The organism is Tenacibaculum sp. SZ-18, assembly GCF_002813915.1.
Lineage (GTDB): Bacteria > Bacteroidota > Bacteroidia > Flavobacteriales > Flavobacteriaceae > Polaribacter.
Genome location: NZ_CP019335.1, coordinates 3635951 through 3658996 on the forward strand (window position 1 = coordinate 3635951; position 23046 = coordinate 3658996).

The window sequence follows — 23046 nt, forward strand, 5'->3', positions numbered from 1 at the left end:
CATAGGTAATGTAATTAAGTTTTAAAAATATAATCGTTTATAGTTCGGGGGGACTGTGAACATTTAAAAGAGCCACAATTATGTGGCTCTTTTATTTTTATACTAATAGATTGTAGATAATCACAAAACTGAGTAAGACAAATCTTTCCGTTACAATGATACATTATCAAATGGCATTCAATCTTTACATGATGTGCATTCTACATTTACTTTTTGTTTTCTTGTTTTATTTTAGCATGTATATTTTAAAGGTTCAAATAACAAAAATACTTTTAAAATTATGCTTCCAATGAAAATTTAATGAGAAGAAACATTATATCTTATTTGCAGAAGGTATGATAATATTAGCTTGTCTATTTGTTTATAATTTGAAAGAAGATAGGATATATTATTTTAGTTATGATAATAACAGACCAGCAATTTTAAGGTTATTTTATGGTATGAATTAAGAGGTTATTACTTAAGGATAATAATACCTAAAAAGAATGGTTATAAATCTCACGCAAAACAGATAGACAAATACCTAATATATTCTTCACTATAAAAATTAAAAAGGAAGATATAATCAAAAGATTTATGGCTGATTTCAAAAATTATATTAGAAAATAATTTGCTATGGAAAAATTTTATAATCAGAATTACATCCTTACTTCAAGAAGACAAAACTATCGCTATATTTTATGAGGAGAAAATAACCTATGTATTTCTAAAAAGTACTCTTTTGACAATCGAGATAAAAATATTGAAGAAAGTTTGAAGAGGTGATTCTTTCTTTCAAAAAGTGTGGGTGGATTTGTTTCAAAATTAATTCAATGTCTCAAAGAAAATTCTAATGTAATTTTATTAAATATTAGAAGTAAAAGTTATAAAATCGTTATTGCTTAAAAAACAAAAAACAGGACTCCTAAAAATAGAAATCCTGTAAATCTTTATATAAAAACACGAATCTTATAAATCAAATTTAATTCCTTGTGCTAAAGGTAATTCAGTTGTATAGTTAATTGTATTTGTTTGACGACGCATATAAATTTTCCAAGCATCAGATCCTGATTCTCTACCACCACCAGTTTCTTTTTCACCTCCAAAGGCTCCACCAATTTCAGCACCAGAAGTTCCGATATTTACATTAGCAATACCACAATCAGATCCTGCGTGAGATAAGAATCGCTCCGCTTCACGTAAATTATTTGTCATAATAGCAGAAGATAATCCTTGAGCAACTCCATTTTGTAAAGCAATTGCATTTTCAACTTCTCCTGTATATTTTAATAAATATAATACTGGTGCAAACGTTTCGTGTTGAACGATGTCATAGTGGTTTCCAGCTTCTGCAATTGCAGGCTTTACATAACATCCGCTTTCGTATCCTTCTCCTTCTAAAACTCCACCTTCAACAATAATATTTCCACCTTCTTCAACAACCTTTTCTAATGCATCTTTATACATTTCAACAGCTTGTGTATCGATTAATGGACCCACGTGATTGTTTTCGTCTAATGGATTTCCAATACGTAATTGCTTATAAGCATCAACTAAAGCATTTTTTACTTTATCGTACATAGATTCGTGGACGATTAATCTACGTGTAGAAGTACAACGTTGACCAGCAGTTCCTACTGCACCGAATACAGCACCGATAACAGTCATTTTAATATCAGCATCTGGAGTTACAATAATTGCGTTGTTTCCTCCTAACTCTAATAAACTTTTACCTAAACGACCAGCAACTTCTTTCGCTACAATTTTACCCATACGAGTAGAACCTGTTGCAGATACTAAAGGAACTCTTGTATCTTTAGAAATGTACTCACCCACTTGGTAATCTCCATTTACTAAACAAGAAATTCCTTCTGGTAAATCATTTTCTTTTAATACCTCTGCAATAATATTTTGACAAGCTACACCACATAAAGGAGTTTTCTCAGATGGTTTCCAAACACAAACATCTCCACAAATCCAAGCTAAAGCTGTATTCCATGACCATACAGCAACAGGGAAATTAAATGCAGAAATAATTCCTACTACTCCTAATGGGTGATATTGTTCATACATTCTGTGACCTGGTCTTTCAGAGTGCATTGTTAAACCGTGTAATTGACGTGATAAACCAACAGCAAAATCACAGATATCAATCATTTCTTGAACCTCACCTAAACCTTCTTGGTAACTCTTTCCCATTTCATAAGAAACTAATTTACCTAAAGCTTCTTTCTTCTCTCTCAATTTTTCACCAAACTGACGTACAATTTCTCCTCTTTGTGGAGCTGGTAAAACTCTCCAAGATTTAAAAGCTTCTGTAGCCGATTTCATTACGTTTTCGTAATCTTCTTTTGTAGATGCCTTTACTTTTCCTATTAGTTTACCATCAACTGGTGAATAACTTTCAATAATTTCTCCATTTGAAAACCAGTCTAACCCTGTTGATGTTCCTTCGTTTATTTCTTTTAACCCAAGGGTTTGTAATGCTTCTTGAATACCAAAATCTGCCATTTTGTATTTACGTTTTAGTTGTTTAAATTGAAAAGTCAAATTTACAAATATTTCTAAATTAATAAATTAAACAAAACATTAGTTTTTTGTTTGAAATCAAACTTTTTATGAAAACATTTTTTTCAACACTATTTGCAGTGTCTGTATTACTTGTTAACTGTACAAATCCTATTGAACAAAAATCCGATAAACCTCAGAAAACAAACGAATTTGCTTTAGTAGTTCATGGTGGAGCTGGTACAATTTTAAAGAAAAATATGACTCCAGAAAAGGAAAAAGCTTATAAAGAAAAACTGGAAGAAGCCATTAAAGTTGGATATAATATTCTTAAAAACGGGGGAAAAAGCATCGATGCTGTAGAACAAACTATTCACATTCTAGAAAACTCTCCTCTATTTAATGCCGGAAAAGGTGCCGTTTTTACTCATGAAGAAAACAATGAACTGGACGCTTCTATTATGACTGGGAATGATTTAAATGCTGGATCTGTAGCAGGTGTTACCGATATTAAAAATCCGATTACTCTTGCCAGAAAAGTAATGGAAAACTCTGAACATGTAATGCTATCTGGAAAAGGAGCTTCAATATTCGCAAAAGAACAAGGTGTTGAAATTGTTGATCCAAAATACTTTTTTACCGAAAACCGATTTAACTCATTACAAAGAATAAAAGAAAAAATGAAGGCTGAGTTAGATCACGATGGAAAATCAGCTTTCTATGATCCTTTAATAAAAGATTCTAAATTTGGAACTGTTGGTTGTGTTGCTTTGGATAAAAATGGAAATATCACCGCAGGAACTTCAACTGGAGGAATGACAAATAAACGTTGGAATAGAATTGGAGATGCTCCTATTATTGGTTCAGGAACTTATGCAAATAATGCCACATGTGGAGTTTCTTCAACTGGTTGGGGAGAGTATTTTATCAGAGCTCAAGTTGCGCATGATATTTCTGCATTAATGGATTATAAAGGACTTTCTTTAAAAGATGCAGCGAAAGAGGTAATCCAAAATAAACTCACCAAACTTGGTGGAACAGGTGGAATTATTGCTGTTGATAAAAACGGAAATATGGTTTTTGAATTTAACACAGCTGGAATGTATCGAGCTTCAATGAACGATAAAGGAGAGGCAGAGATAAAAATATATAAAGACTAAAATGCGATATTTTATTCCGAATAAAATTTAGAACAATAAAAACTGGTCACGTGTCATTTTCCAAAGGTTTACTTTTTGTTCAAAATTTATAGATCCCGGAATAGTAACATACTCTTTAACAAACTCGAATCCTACTTTTTTTAGTGTCTTATTTGGCGCTAAATTTAACGCGTATGGCTGGCAAAATAGTGTTTCAATTTCTAAGTTTTTGAAATAAAACGGAAGTGACTTTTTAATCAAATTATTACCTAAACCTTTTTTTCGTTTTGATGTATCCCAAACATGTAAATGCATAAATGCTTCTTTTCCAAAAAGTATATTGTTTGCATTTGTATGACCAATTTGTACACCATTTTCTTCCCAGATTAATGCATAGGATTTTTTCTCTTGTATAGGAGTTGTTATTTGCTGTTCAAGAATGGAATAGAATTAATTCCTACTAGGAAGTTTACTATTATCCGCACCCATTTTCAAAAAATGTTCTTCACTTGAATTATACCAATAATCTAAAAGTAAATCAATATCTCTTGATTCAATTTCTCGTACACTTATTTCCATAGCTCACTATTTAAAATCGTTGGAAAATTAAAATAAAAACTAACATTGAAACAAATTATTTAAAAAATAATTTTATTTAAAAACTATATCTCAATCCTGAATAAACACCAATTATAAAAGGTCTGAAATTCGTTGGATTATCTGAAAATGTATTTAGTTGAGATTTGAACATTGGGTTAATATTAAATCTTGCTTTTTTATTTATATTAAATTCCACATCTAAACCTAAATTTGCACTGAAATTAAACTTGTTTAAATTATTTGCTTTACCTATTTCTCTTGAAAAATTTGCTGTACGAGTTGTAATTAAATTATCGGTTAAAAATAAAGTGCTAAATCCTGAAACTAAACTCGTTTGAAATTTACCTAACATAAATAACCTGTATTTCAGCTCTACAGGGAATTCCATGTAATTAATATCCTGTTCAATAGTTCCTTCACTGATTGTTCCGAATGATGTTATTCCTATATCCTCAAGAAAACTTTGCTCGGAATTACTTACATATAAGAAGTTATCTGATCCATTAAAACTAATGTTCTCTAAGTTATTAGTAATAGTTGTGTTTGACACGATTCCTATATTTTCTGTATGATAACTCATATTTTGAAATTGTACTCCTGATTTTATAGAAAGTTTCTCATTAATATCGAAAGTAAAACTTACTCCGTAGGAAAATGTACCCGGATTTGATATTTCATTTTCATTTAAACTGGCATCTATTGAAGATGATTGACTGAGTGATTGAGAACTTAAAATTCCTATTACTGGAGAAATGCTCCATTTGGAATCTTCTATCTTCTCTTTTTTATTATTTTTCTTTTTGTTTATCTCAGCTATAAAATCCATTTTCTCTTCTACTTTTTCATCCTTTTCAAAAATCAAAGGCTCCACAAAAATACTTTTCATAGCAATTTTTGAATTTGCCTGTAAACCCTTCAAAGAAACAGACGAAATTGATGGTTTTTTCTCTTTTTTAATTTTTCTACTAATCATTCGCTTTTCATAGGCTGATGTTACTGATTTTCCTGAATCAAACTTTAAAGGTTCTTTTTTAATTTTCCCTTCTTGAAATATTGGGGTCGATACATTCTCTTTATTTGTATTGTTAGTTTCTTCTATTTTAACCTCTTTTTCATTTAATATCTTTTCTTCAATAGGAATATTTTTTTCAAAATCATTTATATACGGATAAAGGAATAAACCGATGATTAACAAAGAAGCTACTCCACTTGAAAACCACCAAATAGGAAAAATTCTTCTTTTCTTCTTTTTAGTTAAGTTACTTTCAATATTATCCCAAACTAAAGGAGAAGGCTGTACCTCAAAATCCTTAAGTTTTTCTTGAAATAATCTTTCTATTTTTTTGTCTTCCATCATTATGCCTTTTCTAATTTTTCCCTACGATTTTCAATTGCCTTCTTTAATATTTGCTTTGCTCTTGATAGATTAGATTTTGATGTTCCAACAGAAATATGTAACATCTCTGCTATTTCTTTATGAGAAAAACTATCTAGAACATATAAATTGAACACCAATCTGTACCGGTCTGGCAATACTTGAATCATTGCTAATAAATCGTTTACTCCAATCGCACTCTCATTAAAATCAACTTCCTCTTCTTCAGATATTATTTCATCTTTCACCAAATAAAGCGCAGGTTCTTTTCTGTATTTCTGTAATGCTGTATTGATCACAATTCGTTTTAACCAACCTTCAAAAGATCCCTTCGATTTGTATTGATGAATCTTTGCAAAAGCAGTTAAAAAACTATCTTGTAATACATCTTCAGCATCATGTTGATTACGAGAATATTTTAAACTCAAAGCAAAGAGTTTACCAGCATAAAGCTGGTAAACTTGAGATTGTGCCTGGAGGTTGTTTTCCTTACACTTTTTTATGAGCTCTTGTATATTAATCTTCTTCTTCTTAATATGTTAAAACTGGTAAATCATTTTCACATATTACACCATTTGGTTGAGCTGGTGAATCACATGTTGAAATTACATCCCATTTAATATTATATTCTTTTTCTTTTTGAGTGTAAAATGCAACTTTTTCTAAAAATAAATTTACATTAATAGAATTTGGATACGCCAAATAACCTTGAGGTCCACCACACGCTTTTGATCCGTAGGCAGTAAAAGACCAATCATTAGCATCCTGACATGTTTCACTCGTTGCCATTGTATAAAGTTTGTTAAATAAATCCATCAATTCTTTAAGATCTGTTTCTTGATCTGCTCTATCATGTGTAATAACTAATTCCTTATTTGTTAGTGAAATTATTCTCCAATGATAATTTCCTGGAAAACCTTCAATATTAACTTTTATCAAAGTTTTTTCTAATTGGTAAGTTCCTTGAACATCAGAAAAAACTAATTGAGGCGTACCACTCCAATCAGATGTTCTTTCTATAAATTTTCCATCTCTGAAAAACGACACTCCGTATTTTTCATTTGGCAATGTATTCGTTCGTTTAAAAACTGTTTCTCCGTTATTGGAATACTCAAACGTCCAATTCCCCGACAAAAGGTCTTTTGGATCAAAGGTTACATCTTCATCTGTAACTGAACAAGATGAGATAGTAAATACTAGGGTTAAAATGGCTAAAACTCTTTTCATTTTCTGTACTTTTAAATATTAATATGTCATGTTATTATTCCTACCTGCAATTGATAAGTTCAACTTATTAATCGAAGAAACTTATAAATTATTAATGTTAAATTCTAATATTCCATAAAACGCGGCAACAAGATTCTTCTTTAAAAACTTAAGTTTTAAAAGACGATGAAGTCTTGTAGATTCGAATACAGACTCAGAATCTACAAGAGAAATTCGATCTGAATCTGGAAAACACCCACTATATGAAATACTAGTTTTTAAAGTATCGTTATTCGGTTCAATATTTGTTATAGAATAATTATCTGTTGTTGTGTTGTTATACACATCTTTATCAATTTTGGGCTGATCGTGATTTTTCCAAAGTAATTTTTTATTTGTTGCTTGAGAATCAAAATCTGGACAAGTATTTAATCCAGCTATTCCTCCAAATTTACACATTAAATTTCCTCCACAATTGTAAACATCTGTTTTAGAATCACTGCAACCTACAAATGAATTCACACGAATAATACGTTCTTGTTTATACGTGTCTTCATAAATTTCTGTTTTTACCGGAGCAACTGATTGTTCAAGACCAGTTTTAATCTTTTTCAACCAGAATAATTGTTCAATTGGATTATCAAACGAACTAATTACTTTTATTTCTTCACCCTTGTTACAAGAACCCAAAATAATTGTAAAACAGATAAGTTCTAATACAGTTTTCATGACTAAACTTTATGGTGTTTACAGATAAGATGTAATTTTTGTCGAAGGGTTGCGTGAAATACTATTATTTTTGTTCTTGGAAATGAAAAACTCAATTTTTAACATACAAACAGAACAAAAATTTCAAGAAGTTGTATTACAAGTTTTTAAACATCAGTTTGAGCATAATTCTGTATATAGATCTTTCTGTGATTTACTATATGTACATGCTAGTGATGTGAAGAATATTAACGAAATTCCGTTTTTACCAATTCAATTTTTCAAATCTAAAAAGGTAATTTCTTCCTTGAATGAGGTTGAAGAAGTGTTCTCGAGCTCAGGAACTACAGGAACTGTAACTAGTAAACATTATGTTACTGATATTTCTCTCTATCAGGAAAGTTATATTAAAGGATTTCAACATTTTTATGGTGATATTGATGATTATATTATACTTGCTTTACTTCCTAATTATTTAGAAAGGAAAGGTTCTTCATTGGTATATATGGTTGATGATTTAATTGAAAAATCAAATCATAAAGAAAGCGGATTTTACCTTAATAATCTGGATGAACTTGCTAAAAAGTTATCTCTATTAGACAATAGTGGTAAAAAGGTGCTCTTAATCGGTGTTTCTTTTGCTTTGCTTGATATGGTAGAACAACATTCTTTCAAGCTTAAAAACACCATTATAATGGAAACTGGAGGTATGAAAGGAAGAAGAAAAGAATTGATAAGAACTGAGCTTCATCAATTACTTTCTAATGGTTTTGGAGTTGAAAATATTCACTCTGAATATGGTATGACAGAATTATTGAGTCAAGGATATTCGAATGGAAATGGAGTTTTTGCTTGCCCGCCCTGGATGAAAATTCTAACCAGAAACACTGAAGATCCGTTATCAATTCAAACTAAAGGAAAAACTGGTGGAATTAATATTATTGATTTAGCGAACTACAACTCTTGTTCGTTTATCGCTACTCAAGACTTAGGAAAAGTACATGCTGATGATTCTTTTGAGATTATTGGGAGGTTTGATAATTCAGATATTAGGGGTTGTAACTTAATGGTATTGTAAATTTTCATAGTCTCCTTCGACTACTTTGAAAATTTATTACTTATGAATCGCATTTTTGCTATCGCTATTTTATTCTTTTCCTTCACTATTTTCTCTCAAAAAGAAAATTATAATCTTAAGAAAGGAGCTGTGGCTAATGGCTATGATGTTGTAGCTTACTTTTCAAACAAAACAGTAAAAGGAAATAAGAAGTTATCTTATTTATATGATAATGTTACTTTCCTGTTTTCAACAAAAGAAAACTTAAATACTTTCAAAGGCAATCCAACAAAATATATTCCTCAATATGGTGGATATTGTGCTTATGCGATCGGAGTAAAAGGTGTAAAGGTTGGAATAAATCCAAAGACTTTTGAAATTAGAGATGGTAAATTATACCTATTCTATAATTCTTGGGGAACCAATACATTGAAATTATGGTTAAATGAAAACCCCGAAGAACTTAAAATGAAAGCAGATAAAAATTGGTCGAGTTTAGTTAAATAAACGTTTATATAAAAAGAAAAGAATCCGTCTTGGATTCTTTTTTTATTTCTCTTGATTTTCAAAATCCTCTGTCAAATCTAATTTTCTTAGTGTAGGATTGAATATTCCTGTAGTTAAAACGGTTATTAAGGTCATTGTTCCACCAAAAACAACTGCTGTTACAGTTCCCATAAGTTTTGCTGTTAATCCACTTTCAAACGCACCTAATTCATTAGAAGAACCAACAAAAATAGAATTTACAGATGCCACTCTTCCTCTCATATGATCTGGAGTTTTTAACTGTAAAATAGTTTGTCTGATTACCATAGATACCCCATCTGTCACTCCACTGAAAAACAGAGCTAACAATGATACCCAAAATAGTTCTGATAAACCGAAAACAATAATACATACCCCGAAACCAAAAATAGCTACAAGTAATTTCATTCCAGCGTTTTTACTAACTGGTATATATGCAGTAATTAACATGGTTAAGAATGCGCCAATAGCAGGAGCCGCACTTAAAAAACCAAATCCTTCTGGTCCAACTTTTAAAATATCTTTGGCGAAAACAGGTAGCAAAGCTATTGCACCTCCAAATAAAACAGAAATCATATCTAAAGTTAAAGCACCTAATATTACTTTAGAATTTCTTACAAACTGAATACCTTCCTTTAAACTTTCAATAACTGGCTCTCCTATTTTTTTATTCATAATTGGTTTTTTCTTTATTGAAAAAAGTAACACTAAAGAAAAAATAACTATAGAAAATACTACTAATAAAGAGGAATCAACACCAAACCATCCAATAAAAAATCCTCCTGTACTAACACCTAATATTTTTGCTAATTGCCATGTAGAACTATTCCATGTTGCAGCATTTGTATATAAATTTTTTGGAACTATTAAAGCGACCAAAGAGAAAATCGTTGGACCAAAAAATGAACGTAAAATTCCACCAAAGAACACCAAAGCATATATGGAATATAACACACTATTATAATTCCAATTAGCAACAAAATCACGATTGGTTAAAAAATATAAACCTAAGCTAATAAGAGAAAATAAACCAATACAAAGCGCCAACAAATTTCGCTTTTCTTTTTGATCTACAATATGACCTGCAAATAAAGCCATGGAAACAGCAGGGATTACCTCCATTAAACCAATAATTCCAATTGCAAGTTTAGAGTTAGTTAACTCATAAACCTCATACTCTAAAATTAGAAATTGCATTGACCATCCAAAAACTAGAGCAAAACGTACTAGTAGAAAAATACTAAACTCTTTATACCTCAGGGAGGCATAAGGATCGACTTTATTCATAAGCTTAATTCAGCTTTAAATCCATTAAAATTCCGAAGGTTTCATTTACATCAGACTCCTTTACAACAATCGTCATCTCGTGTGTAGTTGAAATTACTTCTTGTACCGCAATGTTTGCCCAAGCAAACTGCTTTAAAATAAAATAATAAATACCTGATTGCTCTAAGTTCTCTTTAGGTAATTTTATAGTTATTGAAGCTAAATCTGTTACGTTATTTATTAAAATTTCTTTCTCGAAAATTTCAGTAATAAACGGTTGTAAAATAACACTAGCAACAATATTTGTTTCAAATATTCCTTGAGAAATTGTTAAAAACAAATCGTTATTCTCAGAAGCTTTATCTAAGATTTTTGCGATTCTTTTAAATAGAGTAGGAGTGTTTTTAAAAGTGAAATCACACAAGTCTGAACGAACGATAACGTCGCCTAAATTTAGTGCTAATTTCTTGATGTTTTTTCTAATGCGAAGTTCGTTCACAGGAGACAATCGGTTGATTGCCATCATTACGGCACCTACCTTAACTTCTTTTTTTAATTGTTGTGCTACCTCAGGTAAAATAACCCTAGCTAAAGATGAAACATTGATAAGTTTTTCGTTAAGAGCTTCTTCAATGAAAGGGGTTTTTCTGATAGTAATTTCAACAGCTTCTTGAATCGTTTTCATTTGGTTGTTTAAAAATATACTATTTGTTGTAAAAATATAAAATGTTGTTAATTTTTATTTAACTTTTATTAAAAAATTTAATAACCTTAATATGTTGCCAGTATTTCATTTTAACTTACATTTGCCCCGAGTTTTATAAAATTTAAAACTTATGGGCGTTAGAGGTCGTTTGAGTTTCACTTAAAGTATTATTTAGAAGGGTTTTTATACTTTTAACGATGGAATTTAGTCTAACATGTTAGTTAATTTCTCGAACACATCTTTCGCCTCTTTTTTTCCGTATAAAATAGAGTACACTGCATCTATTATTGGTGTTTTTGCATCATTTTCTTTATTAATTTTATACGCACTTTTAGTTGCGTAATATCCCTCAGCAATCATGTTCATTTCTAATATTGCAGATTTTACTGTATAACCTTTTCCAATCATGTTACCAAACATTCTATTTCTACTAAAAATAGAATATCCTGTTACCAGCAAATCACCTAAATACACGGAGTTATTAATGTTACGTTTCATTTTATGAACCTTCTTAATGTAACGTTTCATCTCACGAATTGCGTTGCTCATTAATACAGACTGAAAATTATCTCCATAACCCAAACCATGTGCAATTCCGGCTGCTATAGCATAAATATTTTTTAACATGGCTGCGTATTCAGTTCCAAAAATATCATCAGATACTTTTGTTTTAATGTATCTTCCCTTAATGTACTCACTTAACTCTTTTGCTTTTTCTTGATCTTGACAAGCCACGGTTAAATACGATAAACGTTCCATTGCAACTTCTTCTGCATGACATGGACCCGCAATAACTCCAATATTCTCATAAGAAATATTGTAATGTTGATGAAAATGTTCTCCTACAATTAAACCAGATTCAGGAACAATACCCTTAATCGCTGAAAAGAGAATTTTATTGTCTAAACTTACAGTAAGTTTATCTAACTCAGAATTTAAAAAAGCTGAAGGAATAGCAAAAATTAATACGTCGTAATTCTTTACTATTTCATTTATATCACTTGAAAGCTCTAATTGTTCAGGATGCAGTTCTGCTGAACTTAAATAATTCGGATTGTGTTTGTTTCTTTTTATATGCTCAATTGCATAAATACTTCGCATGTACCAACCTACAGTATCACAGTTTTCACAAAGCATTTTTACAATTGCCGTTGCCCAACTTCCACCACCAATAACTGCTATTTTTTTAAATTTATTCATTCTTGTTGTTTGTTTGCATAATGCTAAATTAATAAATCTATAAGTCTAGTATGAAATACTTCGTATTATTTATATTTGATTTCGTAAAAATATCTTATGAACGTACAAATAATTAATAAATCTAAACATCAAACTCCGGCGTATGAAACTGAAGGCTCGGCTGGAATGGATTTAAGAGCAAACATAGAGGAAGCCATTGTTTTAAAACCTCTTGAAAGAGTTATTGTTAAAACAGGATTATTTATTGGTTTACCAAATGGATATGAAGCACAAGTTAGACCAAGAAGTGGTTTGGCTGCTAAAAAAGGAATTACAGTTTTAAATGCTCCAGGAACAGTTGATGCAGATTACAGAGGTGAAATAGGAGTGATTTTAGTGAATCTTTCTAACGAAGATTTTACCATTAATGACGGTGAAAGAATTGCACAATTAGTTATTGCAAAACACGAACGTGTGAACTGGCAAGAAGTTTCAGAATTAAATGAAACTGAAAGAGGTGCTGGTGGATTTGGAAGTACCGGAGTTTAACCCAACTTTTTATACAGCTGACTCATCTTTCTATATGTATCATGTAATAAATCAAAAGGTAAAAAACAATGTGAATGGTATTGGTATCCTAATTTTTTATAAAAGTTAAACGCTTGTGGTTTTTCATCCATAGCATCTAACCATATCAACTCATATTGTTTTTTTATGGCTTTATTTTCTAACCAAGTTAATAACGCTTTTCCTATTCCGTTTCCTTGGGTTTTAGCATGTAAATACACTCTGTGAAGTTTCACTGATTTTAAATTCTCTTTTGAATTTGGAAAAGGTTCATTCCAAAGAATTCTAAAATTGCCAATCCGCTCCCCATTGAAAACTACAAAATAATACTCAGCATTTTCCTGAGCTAACTCCTCCTTAATATTTTCTTTAGAATATTGTGAATGCACATACCAATTACCACCATCTTCCCAGAAATAATCGTAAGCCAAAGAATAAACTTCTTTCATTAATTGAAAAAGTTCATTACTTGTTGAATTTGTAATAGGTTCTAAACTAATATTTTCGTTGATTTGAATTTTCATAAATCATATCTATTACGCGGTAAGCTTATTTTTTTACTTTTAAAACATTTAGTTACTCATACCTTTAGTCTAATTAACATAAGAAAAAAAGCAATTGATTAATTCAATTGCTTTATAATTTATGAGTGTTTGAAAATCAAATTATTCTTGATTTTCAATGGCGTCTTTAATTTTAGTTTCCAATTCTTCCATTAATTCAGGATTATCCTTAATTAGACCTTTAACAGCGTCTCTACCTTGACCTAATTTAGTGTCTCCATAGCTAAACCAAGATCCACTTTTCTTAACAATACCTAACTCAACTCCGATATCTAAAATCTCTCCAACTTTAGAAACTCCAGCTCCATACATAATATCGAACTCTGCAGTTTGGAAAGGTGGAGCCACTTTGTTTTTAACTACTTTTACTTTCGTACTGTTACCAATAACACGATCGCCATCTTTAATTTGAGTTCTTCTACGAATATCTAAACGAACAGAAGCATAAAACTTTAATGCATTACCACCAGTAGTTGTTTCAGGATTTCCGAACATTACACCAATTTTTTCACGTAACTGGTTAATGAAAATTACTGTACAATTTGTTTTACTAATTGTAGCCGTTAATTTACGCAATGCTTGAGACATTAAACGTGCATGTAATCCCATTTTAGAATCTCCCATTTCTCCTTCAATCTCAGATTTTGGAGTTAATGCTGCAACAGAATCGACAACTACAATATCAATCGCCCCTGAACGAATTAAGTTGTCTGCAATTTCTAATGCTTGCTCTCCATGATCTGGTTGAGAAATAATTAAATTATCTACATCAATTCCTAAGCTTTCTGCATAAAAACGATCAAAAGCGTGCTCGGCATCAATAAAAGCTGCAATTCCACCTGCTTTTTGAGCTTCTGCAATTGCATGTAAAGTTAATGTTGTCTTACCAGAAGATTCTGGTCCGTATATTTCAATGATTCTTCCTCTTGGGTACCCTCCAACTCCTAAGGCCAAATCTAATCCTAAAGATCCTGAAGAAATAGCATCTACATCATCAATCACTTTATCACCCAACTTCATTACTGTTCCTTTCCCGTAAGACTTATCTAATTTATCTAGAGTAAGTTGAAGCGCCTTTAATTTCGCTTCTTTTTCTTTATCTGCTGCCATAAGTTATGCTAAAAATTTATCAAAATAAGAACCGCTAAGTTATGAAAAATGTATAGGATTTATTGTACAAATATTTCAAAATGAAAAGAAGTAATTAACAATTTTAGTTCCTTCTGAATATAAAATTTAACTTTTAAATATAATTTCTCATCATACATAAATACGAAACGTTTAATAGGTAATTATTAAACTCTTATCTTATATAGTTGACCTTTATTTAATGTACATAAAATAACGGGTTTATTATATATATTTAAAATTTACAAATAATTATAAAAATATATCCTTCGTTCTGGACAATAATTTTTTGCTAGTTTTTTATACCAAGGATTTGATATATATTCGTTCGCTTTAGTTTTTACTGGCTATTATTCCAAAAGATAAAGATCGAAAAGGTTTATTTAATAGAAGAAAAATGCCTTCTAACAAGTAATGTTACAAAGTAATTTATGAGTACAACTATTCTCAAACAGGTAATTTTTCTTTATTAAGAAAGTAGTTATATACTTGTGCAATAATTTAGTAAAAAATATTCCTTTACATCGTAATGAAAGAACATCGACATTTTATTATTCATAAACCTTTTGGTTTCCTTTCTCAGTTTATTAACAATCAAACTAAGAGAATGAAAAAAATGTTAGGAGAGTTGCATGATTTTCCTGAAGGAACCATGGCTATTGGAAGATTAGACGTAAAATCGGAAGGTTTATTATTGTTAACAACCGATGGAAAAGTTAGTGATTACATTACTACGAGAGGTAAAGTAGAAAAAGAATATTACGTACAAGTTGATGGCACTATAAACTCCACTGAAATTGAACAACTTCAAAAAGGAGTAAAAATTGGAATTAAAGGTGAAAAATACCTAACAAAACCTTGCAAAGTAAAACCTATTGGAACGCCTAATTTACCTGAACGAACAATGAGAATAAGAGATGATCGTCACGGACCAACATCTTGGATTTCAATAACATTAAAGGAAGGAAAATACCGACAAGTTCGTAAAATGACTTCAGCAGTTGGTTTCCCAACATTACGTTTAGTTCGTGTAAGAATTGGAAATATTTTATTAAATGATTTAAAATCTGGTGGAGTAGTGGAAGTTGAAAATTTAATGGAAATGGTTAAGTAATTACTCTCTAATCATATATATATGTGGAATTCCGTCCTCAATATAATCTTCGCCAACTTTTTGAAAACCATGTGACTCGTAGAACTTTCTTAAATAGGTTTGTGCGCCAATTTTAATCGTTTTTGTTGAAAACTCTTTATAAACTGTATCAATTGAAAAACTGATCAAATCATGTCCATAACCATATTTTCGTTCTCCTTGTTTTACAATTACTCTGCCAATACTAGCAAATTTGTAATAATCAGCAGGCTTGAATAAGCGTGTGTATGCAATTAATTGATTGTTTTTAAAACCTAAAACATGAAGAGCTTTTTGATCATTACCATCAATATCTTGATATACACAATCTTGCTCAACAACAAATACTTCAGAACGTAATTGCAAAACTGCATACAATTCTGAAGTAGTTAGTTGATCAAAGGATTTAACTGTAAATTCCATGTGTTATGAACAAGCAATTTTAGAAACTCTATTTTGGTGACGACCTCCTTCAAATTCTGTTGAAAGGAAAATCTTTACAAATCCTATTGCTTGTTGTAAAGAAACAAAGCGCGCAGGAATCGTTAAAATATTTGCATTATTATGTTGTCTTGATAAAGCAACTAATTCATTATTCCAACATAAAGCAGCTCTAATTCCTTGATGTTTATTAGCTGTCATCTGAGCTCCATTACCGCTTCCACATAAAATAATACCTAAAGAAGCTTTTCCTGATTCTACTGAGTCAGCTGTTGGATGAATTGTATCTGGATAATCCATACTATCAGAATTATCCGTTCCAAAATTGATTACTTCATGACCTAACTCTTGTAAAATATTAATGATTTCGAACTTGTAATCAGTTCCAGCGTGATCATTTCCTATCGCAATTGTCATAATGTGTTGATTTGTGTTGTATTATTGGTCACAAAAATACAGTTATTAACGGTTATCAACAGTAATTAACAATTGTTTTTTTGAAAAGTAACGTAATTAACTACAGACAAAACTATTAACCTATATTTCCAAATTGTTAAGAACTAATCATAAGATTCTAAAAAGAATATTTGTGATTTTTGATTTTTTTTCCAATACAGCGGAGTGGGTGAATTATGCAACTTTTTTTTTTAGTTTTTAACGAACATTTATCAACATAAAATTTACAATTTATTTACAGTGAACTTAAAATTAACTTTCAATAATAATACGTGAACTATTATTAATAAAAATTGTTAATAACCTCATCTTATAGTTGATTTTCAATACATATTTATAAGGATAAATTGTTTATTATTTTTGATAAGTCAATAATCAAAATTTGAAAACAAAAAACAATTCCACAAATTAACACACTATTATAACAAACATATCTTTTTTAAAATTTTAAAGACAAAAAGATATAATAATATAGTCTGTTGATAAGTGTAAAAAGTGTGAGAATTTAAAGTTTGGTATTAAGCAAGTTTCTTTCCTTTTTTAAGTAGGTAAACGGTATCCTGTTTTGTCTTCAATTTTTTTGAAGGCTCCTTTTTGTTGAGCGTGGTGTTAATACTTACGGCAGTAATCACTATTCCTGCTAGAAATATGAATAAGAAAAAGCTGATTATTTTGCGTAAGTTTTTCAAAGTAAAGTAATTGTTTCTATAGTATAGACGATAAAATTTAAGAGACGTTACATTTTTCTTAAGTTTTTTTTAAGAAATACTGGTCTATTTATTTCTTCGTACTTTGGTTTCTGCAAAACAAACAAGTTTTTTATGCCTAGAAAAAAGAAAATACATAAGAAAAAAGGAAAGGTAATTAAAGATCTTACCCGTAAGATTTTTAAAGTACTTAATGAAGATTCAAATAAAGGCTTCACTTACAAACAAATAGCAGAAAGATATGGAATTAATAACACTGAGGGGAAAAATCAAATAATTAAAAAGTTAGGGGAGTTAACTGCAAGTGATAAAATTGTTCAAGTTGAAAAAGGAAAATATAAAATCAATGAAGAGCGAAAATATTATATCGGAACGATGGATTTGACTAGTAATGGAAACGGTTATTTCATTTGTGAAGATTTTGAAGAGGACATTTTTGTTCCTTCTGTTAACTTAAATAAAGCATTACAAAACGATTTAGTTCGAGTATATGTTTATAACAAAAGAAAATCGAATAAATTAGAAGCTGACGTTGTTGAAGTTTTAGAAAGAGCCAAACAAGAATTCGTAGGAACTTTACAAATGAGTAAGAATTTTGGTTTTGTAATTCCAGACAATTCAAAAATGTATGCGGATATTTTTATTTCACGTGGAAAAATAAATGGTGCGAATGATGGTGATAAGGTAGTAGCAAAAATTACTGATTGGCCAGATAATTCAAAAAATCCATTCGGTAAAATTACAGAAACGTTAGGAAGACCTGGTGATCACGATACTGAGATTCATTCTATTCTTTTAGAGTATGGTTTGCCATACGAATTTCCTAGTGAGGTGGAAAAAGAAGCAGAGAAATTACCAATAGAAATTACTGATGAAGAAATTAGTAAACGTAGAGATATGAGATCAGATTTAACGTTCACTATTGATCCAATTACGGCAAAAGATTTTGATGATGCATTGTCATTTAAGGTTTTAGAAAATGGTAATTATGAAATAGGAATTCATATTGCTGATGTTTCTCATTATGTAAAGCCTAACACTATTTTAGATGACGAAGCTTATGATAGAGCCACTTCAGTATATCTCGTAGATCGAGTAGTTCCAATGCTTCCAGAAATGTTATCAAACGGAGTTTGTTCGTTACGTCCGAATGAGGAAAAATTAACGTTTTCAGCGGTTTTTGAAATGGATGAGAGAGCAAACATTTTGAATGAGTGGTTTGGAAGAACTGTTACCTATTCGGATAAACGATTTGCATATGAAGAAGCACAGGTGATTATTGAAACAAAGCAAAATAGAATTCCAAGTGAAGTGTCGTTATCTGGAGAGGAATATGAAGTTTCGGACGATATTGTTCAAGCAGTGTTGAAAATGGACGAGCTTGCCAAGAAAATGCGCAAGAAACGTATGAAATCTGGAGCTATTTCTTTTGACAAAGTAGAAGTTCGTTTTAATTTAGATGAACAAGCAAATCCAATTGGAGTTTATTTTAAAGAATCAAAAGATGCTAATAAGTTGATTGAAGAATTCATGTTATTAGCAAATAAGAGAGTTGCACAATGTATAGGAAAAGGCAAAGGAGGAAAGGCTACAAATAAAACATTTATTTATCGTGTGCATGATGAACCCGACGTTGAAAAGTTGGCTGCTCTTCAAAATATAATTAGCAAGTTCGGATATAAGATTGATACACAGACCCGTGAAACAACTTCTGAATCCTTAAACAAGTTATTGAAAGATGTTCATGGTAAGGGTGAAGCCAATATGGTAGAAACCTTGGCCATCCGATCAATGAGTAAAGCAGAATATACTACACAAAATATCGGTCACTATGGTTTAGCATTTGATTATTATAGTCATTTTACTTCACCAATTCGTCGTTATCCTGATGTTATGACTCACAGGTTATTACAACATTATTTGGATGGTGGTTCCTCGCCTAAATTAGAATCTTATGAAGAGCGTTGTAAACATTCTTCTAAAATGGAAGAGTTAGCAGCAAAGGCTGAAAGAGATTCAATTAAATATATGCAGGTGAAGTTTATGCAAGATCATAAGGATGAAGAGTTTGAAGGAGTCGTTTCGGGTGTAACAGAATGGGGTATTTATGTAGAAATTTTATCGAATAAATGTGAAGGTATGGTTCGTATTCGAGATATTAAAGATGACTACTATATTTTTGATGAGAAACAGTATGCTGTTATTGGTCAGGCAACAAATGCTATTATTCAATTAGGTGATTACGTCAAGGTTAAAGTAAAGCATACAGACTTAGAACGTAAGCATTTAGATTTTGATTTGATTGAACACAATGGATAATTTTAACATAACTGAAATACTTTATGAAGTATTTTATAGTTTATATTAAGATAAAATGGTCACCTAAAATGAAACGATTACTATACATTTCAATCCTATTACTTCCTTTTTTATGCTCAGCACAAAGAACTGTTAGAACTATAAAGGATTTTAAAAATTTGAAAGTTTATAATGGTATTGATATTGAATTAATTCAATCAGATAAACAAGAGCTTATTATAACAGGAGAAAAGGCGGAGAAAGTTAAAGTCAAGGAAAACGGAAAAACTTTAAAAATAATGCTGCGTTTACCAGAAACGACTGCAGATGGTAAAGTGAAGGTAGTTTTATATTTTAATAAAGATATTGTTGTTATTGACGCTAATGAAGGTGTTACGTTAACAAGTAGGAGTATAAAACAAGGTTATATAGAGGTAAAAGCTCAAGAAGGAGCTTTTGTAAATATGGTAATTGAAACAAAGTATCTATTGGTGAAAGGATCATCAGGAGGAGTTGTAAAGTTAACAGGGACCACTAAAAATGAAGATGTTAAGTTAGATCTAGGAGCGACCTACCATGGTTATAAGTTGGTGACTAAAAATGTTACTAATGTTAAAGCTGGATCGGGTTCAAAAGCAGAGATTTTGGCAGGTGATAGTTTAAAAGCCAAAGTTAGTTTTGGAGGTACTATTTTATATAAAGGTAAACCTGAGTTTTTTAGTGAAAAAAAGGTAATTGGTGGAACAATTGAAGAGCGAAATTAAAGTTTTTTCTATCTTTGTAATTCAAAATTTTAAAATATGAAAGCGTTAGCAATATTTTTAGGTATAGTAGGACCATGGCAGATTGCCATTATTGTTGTACTAGTAGTTTTACTTTTTGGAGGAAAGAAAATTCCAGAATTAATGAAAGGATTAGGAACTGGAATTAAAGAATTTAAAGACGCTACAAAAAAAGAAGAAAATACAGATAATAATAAAGAATAAAAAACCGAGTTAATTAACTCGGTTTTTTTTATTAACTAAATTCGATTTAGGCATCTTTATCTTTATTCTTATCTCTTGTCTTTTTCATTGCTTCTCCAATTTGGTTACTCGCTGCGAAACTAGCTACCATATCATTCAACATATTACTACCGGCTTGAGGAGAATTAGGTAGTAAGATTAAATTACTATTGGTTTCTTCACCAATTGACTGTAAGGTATCATAGTGTTGAGTAACAACAATTAAGGCAGAAGCCTCTTGACTGTTGATTCCAACTTTATTTAAAACTTCTACTGATTCTTCTAAACCACGAGCAATTTCACGTCTTTGATCAGCGATACCTTGACCTTGTAATCTTTTACTTTCTGCTTCAGCTTTTGCCTTTTCAACAATTAAAATACGTTGTGCATCTCCTTCGTATTGAGCAGCAATTTTTTCACGTTCTGCGGCATTAATTCTGTTCATAGCTTCTTTTACCTGTGAATCTGGATCAATGTCAGTTACAAGCGTTTTAATGATGTCATAACCGTATTCCATCATTGCATCATTTAATTCAGCTTTTACAGCAATTGCGATGTCGTCTTTCTTAACGAATACATCGTCTAATTTCATTTTTGGTACTTCGGCACGAACTACATCGAATACATAACTTGTAATTTGATCATGCGGATAGTCTAATTTATAAAATGCTTCATACACTTTGTCTCTTATTACTTTATATTGAACAGAAACCTTTAAACGTACAAATACGTCATCTAATGTTTTTGTTTCTACAATTACATCTAACTGTTGAATTTTTAAACTTAATTTACCTGCAATTCTATCTACTAAAGGAATTTTTAATTGCAGTCCAGAATGACGAATACTGTGAAAACGTCCGAAACGTTCTATTACAGCGGCTGTTTGTTGTTTTACAATAAAGAAAGCTGAGATCAAAAGAATAACTCCAATGAAAATAGCTATTGATGAGAATAATGGCATAGTTTAATTTTTTTAAAGTTGAATTGTATATAAATATACTTTAATAGTTAGTTATATGACGCAATTTTTTTGATTTGTTACAAATAGTGCTAATTTTACTTAAACTAAATCTATCATATGGAACTTATACAAAAGCATGCAACTGAAATTTTATTACTCCTTTTTTTAATCGTTACTTTTCTACAGTCAGGAATAGATAAGGTGACTGATTGGGGAGGGAACTTATCCTTTATAAAAGATCATTTTAAAAATTCACCTTTAAAGAATTTTGTGTCGCCATTATTAGCTATAATTTTAATTTTAGAATTAATGGCAGGTGCATTGATGTTTGTTGGAGTTTTTCAATTAGCAACAACAGGACAAACTAATCTTGCATTACTTGGTGTAGAATTATCTGCTTTAAGTTTGATATTTTTATTAGTCGGTCAGAGATTAGCAAAAGATTATGCAGGAGCGATGACTTTGGCAGTTTATTTTATGATTGCCATATTTGGAGTATTTTTATTAAATAAATAAAAATTATAGCAAATTATATTATTATCAATTTTAATAATTAATACACCCTTTAAAATTTACGTTTTAAAGGGTTTTTATTTTTTAGTAAGGTATTTCTCTTATTAATCTTTTATCCTACTTTAAATATTATTAAGAACTCTTTTTTAATAAATATATAGCTGATGAGTATTGTTTTGTTTTACGTGCAGAGAAATTTGATTTTAAACCAGTTATAAATGCGTTAATAGGATTCATTTTTCCAGTTTTATATTTTTCAGATAGTAATGAAACATAATAGGAATCAAATTTCATCGGAAGTGTTTTGATGAGTTTGAAATCATAATGACTGAATATTTTTTCAATACTCGTTTTAGAGAAATGCCAAATATGACGTGGAACATCAAAAGCTGCCCAGTGATTTTGATAGTAGTCGGCATCGTAACTTTTATGATTAGGCACTGCAATTATTAAAGTTCCATTTTTATGAAGTAGTGATTTTAATTTAGTAATGTACTGATCTAAATCTGGAACATGTTCTAAAACATGCCAAAGAGTAATGATGTCAAACTTCTCTTCTGCATCTACTAAATCGTTAATATCTTTTTTTATAACTAATTTTTTAGTTAAAGATATTTCTCTTGCTTTTTGGTTGGGTTCGATACCAACTGTTGTCCATCCATTAGTTTTACAAACTGATAAAAAATCTCCAGTTCCGCATCCAACGTCTAAAATTGTTTTATTCGTTTCTGTTAAAGAATTGACTAATTTAAGTTTCTTTTTGAGGGTGAAATTCCTTACTAATTGGTATACTTTGTCAATCATTGATTTTTTTGAATCTGTATGAGATATATACTCATCGAAGTCATAATACTTTTCTAAGTTTTGTGGAATAGGTTGAGTTATTAGTAAATCGAATTTATCATTTCTTACGAGCTTAAATTCCTCTCCTGTTAACGAAAAGTCTTTGGTTGAAATATAATATTCTGAATTTTGTATGAAGTTGTCTTGAGAAATCAATTATGATAATTTATGTTCCACATGGAACA

General features: G+C 30.3%; 25 protein-coding genes. 9 read left to right on the plus strand and 16 right to left on the minus strand.

What is annotated here, in order from left to right; genetic code table 11:
• Window positions 1-948 precede the first annotated feature (948 nt).
• Window positions 949-2490 carry an L-piperidine-6-carboxylate dehydrogenase gene (gene amaB / locus BTO06_RS16565; RefSeq protein ID WP_100926358.1) on the minus strand — a complete coding sequence of 514 codons (1542 nt, stop codon included), beginning with the start codon at window positions 2488-2490 and terminating at the stop codon, window positions 949-951.
• Window positions 2491-2597: 107 nt separating this feature from the next.
• On the opposite strand from amaB, the gene BTO06_RS16570 reads away from it, so the two are divergent.
• Window positions 2598-3647 (plus strand): isoaspartyl peptidase/L-asparaginase family protein, encoded by a 1050-nt coding sequence (locus BTO06_RS16570; RefSeq protein WP_100926359.1) that lies wholly within the window; start codon window positions 2598-2600, stop codon window positions 3645-3647.
• A 27-nt stretch (window positions 3648-3674) separates the two neighbouring features.
• Here BTO06_RS16570 and BTO06_RS16575 read toward each other — a convergent pair whose 3' ends face one another.
• From BTO06_RS16575 to BTO06_RS16595, 6 genes are all read right to left on the minus strand, one after another.
• The gene (locus BTO06_RS16575) at window positions 3675-4067 is read right to left on the minus strand and encodes a GNAT family N-acetyltransferase (RefSeq protein ID WP_198517174.1); all 393 of its coding nucleotides are present in this window, start codon (window positions 4065-4067) and stop codon (window positions 3675-3677) included.
• Window positions 4068-4076: 9 nt separating this feature from the next.
• Entirely contained in the window at window positions 4077-4205 is a 129-nt protein-coding gene (locus BTO06_RS18925) for a hypothetical protein (RefSeq protein WP_257790643.1), read from the minus strand.
• 76 nt (window positions 4206-4281) lie between these two features.
• The gene (locus BTO06_RS16580; RefSeq protein ID WP_100926360.1) at window positions 4282-5583 is read right to left on the minus strand and encodes an outer membrane beta-barrel protein; all 1302 of its coding nucleotides are present in this window, start codon (window positions 5581-5583) and stop codon (window positions 4282-4284) included.
• On the minus strand, window positions 5583-6122 hold the full coding sequence (locus BTO06_RS16585) for an RNA polymerase sigma factor (protein ID WP_100926361.1): 540 nt from the start codon (window positions 6120-6122) through the stop codon (window positions 5583-5585). Before BTO06_RS16585 ends, BTO06_RS16580 begins: the two co-directional genes overlap by 1 nt.
• Window positions 6123-6132: 10 nt before the next feature.
• Window positions 6133-6828, minus strand: coding sequence for a hypothetical protein (locus BTO06_RS16590; RefSeq protein WP_100926362.1), 696 nt, complete (start codon window positions 6826-6828; stop codon window positions 6133-6135).
• 81 nt (window positions 6829-6909) lie between these two features.
• Entirely contained in the window at window positions 6910-7536 is a 627-nt protein-coding gene (locus BTO06_RS16595) for a DUF6970 domain-containing protein (RefSeq protein ID WP_100926363.1), read from the minus strand.
• A gap of 82 nt (window positions 7537-7618) precedes the next feature.
• On the opposite strand from BTO06_RS16595, the gene BTO06_RS16600 reads away from it, so the two are divergent.
• On the plus strand, window positions 7619-8593 hold the full coding sequence (locus BTO06_RS16600) for a LuxE/PaaK family acyltransferase (RefSeq protein WP_100926826.1): 975 nt from the start codon (window positions 7619-7621) through the stop codon (window positions 8591-8593).
• 42 nt (window positions 8594-8635) lie between these two features.
• Window positions 8636-9079, plus strand: a complete 444-nt coding sequence (locus BTO06_RS16605; protein ID WP_100926364.1) for a YHS domain-containing (seleno)protein — start codon at window positions 8636-8638, stop codon at window positions 9077-9079.
• A 42-nt stretch (window positions 9080-9121) separates the two neighbouring features.
• Here BTO06_RS16605 and BTO06_RS16610 read toward each other — a convergent pair whose 3' ends face one another.
• From BTO06_RS16610 to BTO06_RS16620, 3 genes are all read right to left on the minus strand, one after another.
• Window positions 9122-10384 (minus strand): MFS transporter, encoded by a 1263-nt coding sequence (locus BTO06_RS16610; RefSeq protein ID WP_100926365.1) that lies wholly within the window; start codon window positions 10382-10384, stop codon window positions 9122-9124.
• Window positions 10385-10388: 4 nt separating this feature from the next.
• Window positions 10389-11048 carry a hypothetical protein gene (locus tag BTO06_RS16615; protein ID WP_100926366.1) on the minus strand — a complete coding sequence of 220 codons (660 nt, stop codon included), beginning with the start codon at window positions 11046-11048 and terminating at the stop codon, window positions 10389-10391.
• A gap of 225 nt (window positions 11049-11273) precedes the next feature.
• Entirely contained in the window at window positions 11274-12269 is a 996-nt protein-coding gene (locus tag BTO06_RS16620) for an NAD(P)H-dependent glycerol-3-phosphate dehydrogenase (protein WP_100926367.1), read from the minus strand.
• Between the two features lie 96 nt (window positions 12270-12365).
• On the opposite strand from BTO06_RS16620, the gene dut reads away from it, so the two are divergent.
• Window positions 12366-12797, plus strand: a complete 432-nt coding sequence (dut, locus tag BTO06_RS16625) for a dUTP diphosphatase (protein WP_100926368.1) — start codon at window positions 12366-12368, stop codon at window positions 12795-12797.
• Here the strand turns inward: dut and BTO06_RS16630 are convergent.
• Both BTO06_RS16630 and recA read right to left on the minus strand, forming a co-directional pair.
• Window positions 12794-13339 (minus strand): GNAT family N-acetyltransferase, encoded by a 546-nt coding sequence (locus BTO06_RS16630; protein ID WP_100926369.1) that lies wholly within the window; start codon window positions 13337-13339, stop codon window positions 12794-12796. The two genes, dut and BTO06_RS16630, sit on opposite strands and share 4 nt — an antisense overlap.
• Window positions 13340-13480: 141 nt before the next feature.
• Window positions 13481-14488, minus strand: a complete 1008-nt coding sequence (gene recA / locus BTO06_RS16635) for a recombinase RecA (protein WP_100926370.1) — start codon at window positions 14486-14488, stop codon at window positions 13481-13483.
• Window positions 14489-15035: 547 nt separating this feature from the next.
• Between recA and BTO06_RS16640 the strand changes: the two genes are divergently transcribed.
• Window positions 15036-15620, plus strand: a complete 585-nt coding sequence (locus BTO06_RS16640) for a pseudouridine synthase (RefSeq protein WP_100926371.1) — start codon at window positions 15036-15038, stop codon at window positions 15618-15620.
• Here BTO06_RS16640 and BTO06_RS16645 read toward each other — a convergent pair whose 3' ends face one another.
• The gene (locus BTO06_RS16645; RefSeq protein ID WP_100926372.1) at window positions 15621-16061 is read right to left on the minus strand and encodes a GNAT family N-acetyltransferase; all 441 of its coding nucleotides are present in this window, start codon (window positions 16059-16061) and stop codon (window positions 15621-15623) included. It lies immediately after the preceding gene.
• Between the two features lie 3 nt (window positions 16062-16064).
• A complete protein-coding gene (gene rpiB / locus BTO06_RS16650) occupies window positions 16065-16496 on the minus strand; it encodes a ribose 5-phosphate isomerase B (RefSeq protein ID WP_100926373.1) in 432 nt (143 codons plus the stop codon).
• Between the two features lie 860 nt (window positions 16497-17356).
• On the opposite strand from rpiB, the gene rnr reads away from it, so the two are divergent.
• The 3 genes from rnr (at window position 17357) to tatA (ending at window position 20526) form a co-directional block, all read left to right on the plus strand.
• The gene (gene rnr / locus BTO06_RS16655) at window positions 17357-19561 is read left to right on the plus strand and encodes a ribonuclease R (RefSeq protein WP_100926374.1); all 2205 of its coding nucleotides are present in this window, start codon (window positions 17357-17359) and stop codon (window positions 19559-19561) included.
• A gap of 68 nt (window positions 19562-19629) precedes the next feature.
• The gene (locus BTO06_RS16660; RefSeq protein ID WP_100926375.1) at window positions 19630-20304 is read left to right on the plus strand and encodes a head GIN domain-containing protein; all 675 of its coding nucleotides are present in this window, start codon (window positions 19630-19632) and stop codon (window positions 20302-20304) included.
• Between the two features lie 36 nt (window positions 20305-20340).
• Window positions 20341-20526, plus strand: a complete 186-nt coding sequence (gene tatA, locus BTO06_RS16665) for a twin-arginine translocase TatA/TatE family subunit (protein WP_100926376.1) — start codon at window positions 20341-20343, stop codon at window positions 20524-20526.
• A 46-nt stretch (window positions 20527-20572) separates the two neighbouring features.
• Here the strand turns inward: tatA and BTO06_RS16670 are convergent, their stop codons facing one another.
• Entirely contained in the window at window positions 20573-21505 is a 933-nt protein-coding gene (locus BTO06_RS16670; protein WP_100926377.1) for an SPFH domain-containing protein, read from the minus strand.
• Window positions 21506-21622: 117 nt separating this feature from the next.
• Here BTO06_RS16670 and BTO06_RS16675 point away from each other — a divergent pair, with 117 nt between their 5' ends.
• On the plus strand, window positions 21623-22021 hold the full coding sequence (locus tag BTO06_RS16675) for a DoxX family protein (RefSeq protein WP_100926378.1): 399 nt from the start codon (window positions 21623-21625) through the stop codon (window positions 22019-22021).
• 129 nt (window positions 22022-22150) lie between these two features.
• Here BTO06_RS16675 and BTO06_RS16680 read toward each other — a convergent pair whose 3' ends face one another.
• Window positions 22151-23017, minus strand: a complete 867-nt coding sequence (locus BTO06_RS16680; protein WP_232731484.1) for a class I SAM-dependent methyltransferase — start codon at window positions 23015-23017, stop codon at window positions 22151-22153.
• Between the last annotated feature and the right edge of the window lie 29 nt (window positions 23018-23046).